4 protein-coding genes are annotated in these 5,488 nt (G+C 33.7%); all 4 read right to left on the reverse strand.

Annotation, left to right across the window (positions count from 1 at the left end; all coding sequences use genetic code 11):
* Positions 1–3,642, reverse strand: a 3,642-nt coding sequence (locus HMPREF0077_RS02355; protein WP_004836314.1) for a fibrinogen-binding adhesin SdrG C-terminal domain-containing protein, incomplete at its 3' end; no start/stop codon positions are given.
* On the reverse strand, positions 3,608–3,853 hold the full coding sequence (locus HMPREF0077_RS02360) for a YSIRK-type signal peptide-containing protein (protein WP_004836315.1): 246 nt from the start codon (positions 3,851–3,853) through the stop codon (positions 3,608–3,610). The genes HMPREF0077_RS02355 and HMPREF0077_RS02360, both read right to left, overlap by 35 nt.
* Before the next feature lie 344 nt (positions 3,854–4,197).
* Entirely contained in the window at positions 4,198–4,536 is a 339-nt protein-coding gene (locus HMPREF0077_RS02365) for an SdpI family protein (protein WP_004836316.1), read from the reverse strand.
* An 8-nt stretch (positions 4,537–4,544) separates the two neighbouring features.
* On the reverse strand, positions 4,545–5,138 hold the full coding sequence (locus HMPREF0077_RS02370; protein WP_004836317.1) for a TVP38/TMEM64 family protein: 594 nt from the start codon (positions 5,136–5,138) through the stop codon (positions 4,545–4,547).
* Positions 5,139–5,488 lie beyond the last annotated feature (350 nt).

Raw genomic sequence — 5,488 nt, forward strand, 5'->3', positions numbered from 1 at the left:
AACTATCTTCTTGTAGACATTTGTTACATCTCCTGTTTCTTTGTCAACTATAGTTGTTACAAATACATAGTCTTTGATGTCATCACCATTATCGTCTGGGTGTTGTCCAGCTTCTTTAGTTTTAAGAACTTCACCAGTTTTCTCTTCTAGCCATTTTGTTACTATCTTGTGGTAAACATGTCTACGAAGTTTGTCGCCATCTTTTGTTCTTAGATATGTGTAACCTTCTGGATCTTTTCCTTTTTCCTCGGTTCCTTCTTTAGGGTCTTTTACTGGATTTCCATCTTCATCTTCCCAAACAGTTTTTGGTTTAACAACTTTCTTGTAGACGTGGGTAACATTTCCATTTTTATCTGTTCTTGTCTTTACAAATTCATAGTCTTTAATAGTTTTCTTTTCTTTTACTCCATTTTCTGTTGGATTACCCTCAATTTCATCCCCACCTTCATCAACATAAGAAGTTGTTCTTTGACGATATACATTTAAAACATCGCCAGTTTTCTTGTCTTCTTTTGTCATTACAAGATAATAATCTTTAATGTCATCGCCTTCATTGTCTGGATGAGCTCCATCTTCTTGAGGTTTTAGTGGATCATTTTTACCATCTTCTACCCAGTTTGTTACAATCTTGTGGTAGGTGTGGGTATTTTTCCAACCACCGTCAGGTAGTTGTTCTTTTTCTTTAGATTTTACAAATTTATAGCCTTCTGGATCTTTTCCTTTTTCTTTTAATCCATCTTCAGGGTTTTTAATTTGCTTTCCATCTTCATCAACCCAAACTGTAAATGGTGGAACTATCTTCTTGTAGATATTTGTTACATCTCCTGTGTCCGGATTAACTGTTGTACGTACAAGACCATAATCTGGTATATCCCATACGCCATCATCATCTGGGTGAGCTCCGTCTTCTGGATCTTTTAGTGTATTATTTTTTTCCATTTCAACCCAATAAGTCTTGATTTTGTGGTAATAATTGGTTATGTCGCCTGTGTCTGGATCAGTATCTGTTCTAATCCATTTATAATTTTCTATATCATTTCCATCAGTATCTGGTTTTTCTCCAACTTCTTGAGTTCTTAGAACTGTTCCTTTATGGTCTTCCTTCCAATTTGTGACTATCTTGTGGTAGATATTTGTTACATCACCAGTTTTATTATCAACCTTAGTCCTTAGATATTTGTATTCTGCAATGTCGTTTCCATCTGTATCTGGTTTTGCACCTTCTTGTGAATCTTGAAGTGGTTTTTCAGTTTTATCTTCTATCCAGTTAGTAACTATCTTGTGATAGTGGTGAATACGTGTCTTTGTACCATTCTCATCAATTTCGGTAGTTTTTGTAAACTTATAGCCTTCTGGATCGTCTCCTCTTTCTTTTAAATCTTTTTCTGGCTGTTTGATACGGTTGCCTTCATCATCTACCCATGCTGTGTAGTTTACATCTATTTTCTTGTAGATATTTGTTACATCACCATTATCTGGATTTGTTTCTGTTCTTACTAATTTATATTCTGGTATATCCCATATATTATCATCATCTGGTTTTGAACCATCTTCTGGGCCTCTGAGAACTTTATTAGTATTTTCTTCTATCCATTTTGTTATAATCTTGTGGTAGATATTTGTTACATCGCCAGTTTTTTGGTCAGTTAGGTCTTTTACTTTATGATAGTCTTTGATGTCATCGCCTTCGGTATCTGGTTTTGCTCCATCTTCTTTTGTTTTTAAAACTTTACCCGTATTTTCTTCAACCCAGTTTGTAATTATCTTGTGGTATATATGGGTATTTTTGGTTGAACCGTCTTTTTGTTTTTCGTTTTCTTTTGACTCAACGAAAGTATAGCCTGCTGGAGTATCGCCCTTTTCTTTTAGACCATTTTCAACATTTTTTACATCATTTCCTTCTTCGTCTATCCAAACAGTGTGGTTTGGTTGGATTTTTCTATAGTAGTAGGTTACAACGTCTTTTTTGCCTGCACGGAAATTGCTTGTAATTTTATTACCAAATTCATCCGCTACAGCTCCATCTGGTCTATCTACCTTGTAAATTTCATATCCAGGCCTATCTTTTTTTTCAGTAGTATATGTTTGTTGTGTATTTCCAGAACTGTAATTTTCTGGATCTGATGCATAATCTGTAGTCTTTACAGTTCCATCTTCATTTAATGTTTGGTAAACGTGGAACTCCATAAATTTACCTATATCTGCTTTTGGTGCAGATTTAGCACTAGTTAAGGATACGTTAGAAGAGTGGGTAGCTGTTTCATATGGTTTAGTAGGGTCAGCTATTACCTTACTTGTAATTTGTACAAACTTCTTAGAATCATATTTTCCCTTGTATTTAACAACATAGGTATCTGTTGAGCCTTCATTTTTAAATTTAATTTTAAGACCATCCTCAATAGGAATTATTTCTTTTGTGTATTCACTGGTAGCCAATTCTTCAAGATTTGCATCGCTTGCATCAACATCAAAACTACTATTTAATTTATTAGGGTCTTTTACCCTATAGACCTTAACACTATCAAGAACTTCTTGGTCAAATACTGCCTTTGATTCTGTTATTTTACCATAGGCTTCTGCCTTATCGTCATTTTTAAAGGTTAGTTCTGTACCATGTTGTGTTTTACCAGCATAGTTTACATAGTAAGTTTCTTCATAATGTCCATTTTTACTATCAAGTTCATTAATTTTACCAACACCATTACTATCTATATTAGCGTCGCCTTCTTTTAGTTCAAGACTGTAGTCTACATTTACCTTATTTGCAATGTTATGACTTCCTAATTTTGCAAATATATCTACATCTGGTGTTGAATTTGGTACTCTCTTAGGATCGATATATAAAACTTCATTTATATCTTGATGGAATTTTCCGTATTTTTCTGCCTCTTTAGTAAATACGTATTTGAAGGTATTAGATATTGGATCATAGATACCCTTGGCTACTACATCATTACCTACATATAGGTATGGGTCATAGACAACATCCTTGCTTGTAGCTCCATAACCATTAAGGGAATCAGAAAGTTTTACTTCGAAATAATCTCCTTCTTTAACTGTAGCAGGTACATCGAAACTTATATCCAATCCGACATCTTGGCCTTCATTATCATTTACAGGTCCTCTAAGTGGGGTAACTGTATTACCATCAGGGTTTTTTGTATTGGCACGAATCTTGGTTACTAGATTTTCTAATCTATCAGATATATCTTTACCAGTTTGTGCTTCGCCAGTAGCTTCACGATTTTCTGCTTCAGCCTTAGCTTCCTTATCCTTCTCTTCGTCTTTCTTATCTTCGGTCTTTTTGTTTTTGTCTTTCTCTTCCTTATTCTCAGTTTCTTTTGAATCTTTTTCTTCTTGTTTTTTCTCTTCTTCAGAAACTGCTTTGTCTTCCTTTTTCTCTTCAGTAGGAGCTACTTTTTCTTTTTCATCTAGCTTTGTTTCTTTATTTGAAGCAGTAGCTTCTTTTTTCTCTTCAGTTTGAGCTGGAGCTTGTTTTTTAGGCTCAGCTGTTAATGCTTGTGGTGCTTGTGCATTAGCTTTATCTTCTTCTTTTTTATTAATATCATTAGCTGTCTTGCTTGAGGAGTCATTTGCTTGTTTTAGATCAGCTTGTGTACCCCCCCCCCGTTGAATTTTCAACGTTTCCTGCTGGTTCTGCAATAGCAGGTTGGTTGACGTTGTCATCAGCATAAGCAATTTGTCCTTGTGGCATAGCTACAAATGTGATAAATCCTAGCAGACAAGATACTAAGCCAATAGATAATTTTCTAGTGGCATAACATGGCTTTCTGTTGGTGCTTTTATTTTTTTTACTCTCTACAAATTCTTTTAATTGTTGTTCATATTTCATAAATTACTCCTTAAACAGTAAGCTCATCAATATTTCCCTATATGTATCTAAAAGTTTATAACACCTCCTAATGCCTAATTATGAAAATTTCTCATTAATTGTTTAATGTATTTATCAGATACTTGGGAAATATCGATATATTTTGATATCATCTAACGTTCATTTCTTACCCACAATTTTATAATAATAAACATTTTTTTATAATCTAGAAGCCTAAGTATCATGTTTTTTTATTATTTTTTTAAATTTATCCCAAATTTTGTTGAGATTTTAAGATCTCATTAGCGAAAAAAAAAAATCAGAGCCTAGACATTTTTTAAGTAGGTGCTCTGATTTTAAGTTTTTTATTTTTTGTGGGCTAGTTTGAGTCTATTTTCTAGAAGGATTCCTGCGCTTATGTAGGCTATTAGTTCAAATCCTAGAAGTATTATTAGTCTAAGGCTAGTTATTTTAAGGTAGGCCTGAATGAGGAAACCTCCTAAGAGAAATACTAGTCCCATGGCGAAGCATATTTTTTCCATAAGATTGTTTGCATAGTACCAATTAGCCTTGTTTTTCATGGAAAGATTTGACCTGTAACCATATTTGTTATTAATTTTTTTATCCTTGACCGACCTACATACAAAGGCTGTTATTATCAAGAATGAAGGTATGAAGTAAATCACTAAATTTTTATAAAGCATAGGACCTCCTATAGGTATTTCTTGAAGACGAAGTCAAGTCCCATTACCCAAGCCATGGAGTAAAGAAATATGGAAGGGCCCTTAAACAAAAATATGATGCTTGCAAATTTCTTAAAGCTCATATCTGTAAGACCTGATAGGTAGCACAAGAAATCGTCCGGGGCTACTGGAAATAGGATAGCTAGGGCGAAGAATTTTTCGTAAGATTTATCTTTAATCTTATGGTGGTATTTATCGAAGGTCTCTCTGCCAAATATCCTTATTATAACAGACTTACCGAAGTTTCTAGCTATAAAAAAGACTAGAATCGACCCAAGACATATTGATATGTAATTGTAGATAAAACCCCAAAAAGCCCCAAATACTATAACTCCAAAGACAGTAGTTAGTCCTCCTGGTATTACTGGAAGGACAATCTGGATCAGTTGGATTATCATAAAGAAAAGGGGGGCAAGCTTGCCCTTGGATAGGATGTAGGCTCTGAAACTATCGAGGGAGTTGAAGAGTCCCTCCTTGTAGCCCCAATATCCCAAGCCCGTAAATACTACAAGGACTAGGAAGGATATTAGGTTAAAAATATTCTTTTTTAGTATGTCTTTCATAAATTCCTCTTATGTATGGTGTTTGCCTTACAATAGTACGCTTATAGGCCTTACTTGTCAATCCACTTGTAGGTAGGTTGATAAGCTTTACCTTAGTTATTATACTTTTCATGAAACAAAGTCGAATTACTTTTATTTTTCTAGTTTTTAATATTTTAACATTATAATTTGTAGAATTTATTTTTTTATGAGTCTTTTCTTATTTTATTTATTTTGAAGCTTAATAGTTTGTAAAGTTTTTACTTTTGCTGAAGGCTAATGAATGTCATAGGCCAAAGGAGCTTAGTTTTTAGATCATGGCATTTGATAATTTTTATTTTTGGAGGTCATGTTTTTATGAAAAGTCGTAA

Source organism: Anaerococcus tetradius ATCC 35098 (assembly GCF_000159095.1).
GTDB lineage: Bacteria > Bacillota > Clostridia > Tissierellales > Peptoniphilaceae > Anaerococcus > Anaerococcus tetradius.